The sequence below is a fragment of the Mycolicibacterium brisbanense genome, assembly GCF_001570425.1.
Taxonomy (GTDB): Bacteria; Actinomycetota; Actinomycetes; order Mycobacteriales; family Mycobacteriaceae; genus Mycobacterium; species Mycobacterium brisbanense.
Window position 1 is genome coordinate 1 of record NZ_BCSX01000012.1, and the last position, 3,133, is coordinate 3,133.

Annotated in this window: 3 protein-coding genes; 1 reads left to right on the forward strand and 2 read right to left on the reverse strand. The window is 59.2% G+C overall.

Features of this window, described 5'->3' with window-relative positions:
- Positions 1-86 precede the first annotated feature (86 nt).
- Positions 87-377, reverse strand: coding sequence for a hypothetical protein (locus tag RMCB_RS35970; RefSeq protein ID WP_062827940.1), 291 nt, complete (start codon positions 375-377; stop codon positions 87-89).
- A 691-nt stretch (positions 378-1,068) separates the two neighbouring features.
- The gene (locus tag RMCB_RS05210) at positions 1,069-1,806 is read right to left on the reverse strand and encodes a hypothetical protein (protein WP_062827942.1); all 738 of its coding nucleotides are present in this window, start codon (positions 1,804-1,806) and stop codon (positions 1,069-1,071) included.
- A gap of 855 nt (positions 1,807-2,661) precedes the next feature.
- Here RMCB_RS05210 and RMCB_RS35975 point away from each other — a divergent pair.
- Positions 2,662-3,066 carry a hypothetical protein gene (locus RMCB_RS35975; RefSeq protein WP_165606254.1) on the forward strand — a complete coding sequence of 135 codons (405 nt, stop codon included), beginning with the start codon at positions 2,662-2,664 and terminating at the stop codon, positions 3,064-3,066.
- The last annotated feature ends 67 nt before the right edge of the window (positions 3,067-3,133 follow it).

Sequence of the window (3,133 nt, forward strand, 5' to 3'; positions counted from 1 at the left end):
CGGCCTGCAGGTGCACCCACACCCCGGTGGCCTGCGAGATCAACTGAATCCAGATCCAACAAACCCGACTCTAAAACCGGGTGGACTCAGAAACGGGGACTCGCCAACTGCGCTGCAACCGTTCCGAGTACTTCGCGCTCGGCTTCGGCCGCGGCCACTTCCCAGTCGATATGTACGCCTAGGCTTTCCAGCCATTCCAGAGCCATGCGTCGCGAGTACCGGTTGTGGCGGGTAGCCCGCACGCTCTTGAGCTCTCCGGTAGCGGCAGCCAGTTCTACCTTGGTGATGGTCACCGGGAAATGGCAGTCCTCAGTGATGAAGCGGTGTACCTGGTTAGTGCTGAACTCCACTGCATCCAAAGGGGCAACGTAACCCATGAGTGGTCCTTTCTCTAAGAGTATCAACGGCATTCGGTGTGACGCGTTTGCCGCCTGCGAACTTGAGCGTAGCCGACCGCGTCCCGTCCCGCTCGTTCCGAATCGACGAAATCTATTTCCCCACAACGCAATTCAGCCGCTGCTAGACCGAAATTCGATCCAATAGCGGCTGTAACGGGTAACTTTGCCCTAGATTTTTCTACGGTGCCGTCTTTGGCAGACCCGCTCCAACGGGGCAAGAGGGCACTACAGCGGCTGTAGGAAAAGTTGGTACTGGTAGAGGGCAGGCGGTGTCACGTCTTGAGGGTCACGTGCGGCCATGGGCACCGGCGCGGCGAGTTCGGCCGCCACACGCGTGATCAGGCGGGCAGGCGGGGCATCCTGGCAAGTTGTGTGAGCAGCCTGGGCGGGAGGAGGGACGCTAAACACCACCAGATTCGAGCTCGGCAAGCATCCGTAGAGCTTCGGCACGTTTGGCTTTAGCGGCTGCCATACGCTGCGCCTTGACGGCGGCCTGCCCCTCAGGTGTGACCAGCCACTTGGCGTGCTGTATAGCCAGCTTAGCCTCGTACCGTTCGACCACCTCCCGCACGTATTCCGTAGGCACGCCTAGTCGTACGGCGATAGACGCGGAGCAATGCCCTTGCTGGTGCAGCTCCAGTACACGCTGTATCTCGTACACTTGGGAGGGTTAGAACTCCGGCAGCGCAGGCCGCTCGCCTTTGTCGCGCCACATGTACAGCGGACCCGCGTAGTCGGGGTGTCCAAAACCTATCCAGCTCAAGGCGTCAATGCATTCGTTGCAGATCTTCCAGCCGAACACAAACTCCCCGCGTTTGTAGACAAGGGTGTTCAAGGCCGGGGTTGCCTGGTGGTCATAGCAGCGGTGCAACAGGTGGGCATCACACTTGAACACACTGCACAGCGTTGCCAGAAGATGCCCCTTCCAGTCGTACGGCGTCTCCAACGCCCACGCGTGCCGACTGCGGCTCGTCAAGACGTAAAGCCGTGTGGCCGTTAGCGGGTCGGTTTGGTCGTAGTGGGGTGCTAGGGAGATGTTGACTAGCCTCTCGTCCTCTTGCCGGCAAGCATCGTGCCACTGCTGCAACCGTTGTGCGGCCATCATCTGCACGATGACGTCGCCCTGTGGCACAAGTTCCCCGGTGGCCGGGTTGCTCTGATCGCAGGTGTCATACGCAGACAACTTGTCGTAGTTGCCTTCTTTGTCGAGAATCCCACACAGCTCGAATGCCGACACTGAGGCCATAGCAGCGGCGTAGGCCGCGCCCTCTCTCTTCTGCACGTCGGTGAACGGCTGCCACGGTATGCCGCTGGCCTGTGCCCCTCCCGCCATGGCTGCTGCCAAACGCTGGTTCAGGTCTTCATCCTCGAACTGATCATCAAAGTCGGCGTCTTCGTCGTAAGGCATAGGTACTCAGTCCTTTCCAGTTCACCGGACAAACCGGTTCACAATGTCACTCAGTCCAGTTGGACACGGGGTCATCAATTGCGTTGTCGTTTAGCAGGTCGGGACTGACCACATCGTGTGGAGCGGTCGCATCATGGACGAACAGTGTTCTACTGCGTCTAGGGTTTCGGCACCATAGCGGGACTGCAATCGTCAGGTGCATGCCGCATGGCAGCATGGATTCCACCGTCTCACTGCCGTTGTAAGGCCAGGGCAGCACGTGTGTGCCGCCGCAGTCCGAACAGGCAACTGTGACAGTTCGTTCGCCGTTCTCCAGGTACGTCACGCTGGTGATGATCACAGTGCCTCAACCAATGCGTCGAGTTGTTCGCGGCTCCAATGGGCTCTACGTCCCACAATCTTCGGTTTGGGGAGCTTTCCGGTGTGATAGGCGTGGTGCCTCACCGTATCGGTTGTAGCCGTTGTGAATCCGAGAGAATGTAGGTATCTCACCGCCTCTTGCAGGTCGAGGTACTTCGTGAACGTCGCGGCTCTACTCATGGCTGTATTGCGCTCTCTGACAGTGGTTTCCGAAACGCCTGCCTGGCAGGCCTGCCTGAACTCACGCTAGCTCACGGGCAGGCACTTGTCGCGACCCGCGCTGAGTGCAGCGCCGCCAACAATGATGCGGTATAAGGTGTTTCACGGGCATCGGTCAGCCGTGTAAGTCTCCTCAGGTCAACTGGCCGCGGCTGCATTGCAGCACAGGCAGCAAGTACCGCCGTTGTCGAGAACGGGTTGGTTACCAAAATCGTAACGAGCCTTCCCGTTCTCGGCGTAACGGTCCTAACTCGCAAAGCTTGTATGGAGACATAGATGACCACGTACACGGCTCCCCGCCCGAATTCGCCCTACCTTGACTGGCTGGCAACATCCGGCCTAATGCCCTTCGGCGCTGAAGGCGGCATTCTGTCCGAAGGGGACATTGTTCCCCGGGTAACCCAGACCGCCGACCAGGTTGACCTGAATGTCATCTGGGAAGAGATGCAACAGGTACTTGGACAGTGGAACGCTCACCGCAGCGCGGTTGTCGACCTACTTTCCTACTGGCACACCAGCAGCGCCGACGCGGTGCCGCAAGCGCTGATCGAAAGCGAGTACGAGGAAGCCAGCGAGTACGGTGAGCCCGAATCCATGGGTCCGCCTAGTGAATCCTTGCTGCTCGGCTACACGTTCAAGGACTATTGGCGAGTCCCCGTTTCTGAGTCCACCCGGTTTTAGAGTCGGGTTTGTTGGATCTGGATTCAGTTGATCTCGCAGGCCACCGGGGTGTGGGTGCACCTGCAGG

Coding starts and splice junctions, on each gene's coding strand:
- RMCB_RS35970 (WP_062827940.1), bottom strand. CDS start 377: ATGGGTTACGTTGCCCCTTTGGATGCAGTGGAGTTCAGCACTAACCAG.
- RMCB_RS05210 (WP_062827942.1), bottom strand. CDS start 1,806: ATGCCTTACGACGAAGACGCCGACTTTGATGATCAGTTCGAGGATGAA.
- RMCB_RS35975 (WP_165606254.1), top strand. CDS start 2,662: ATGACCACGTACACGGCTCCCCGCCCGAATTCGCCCTACCTTGACTGG.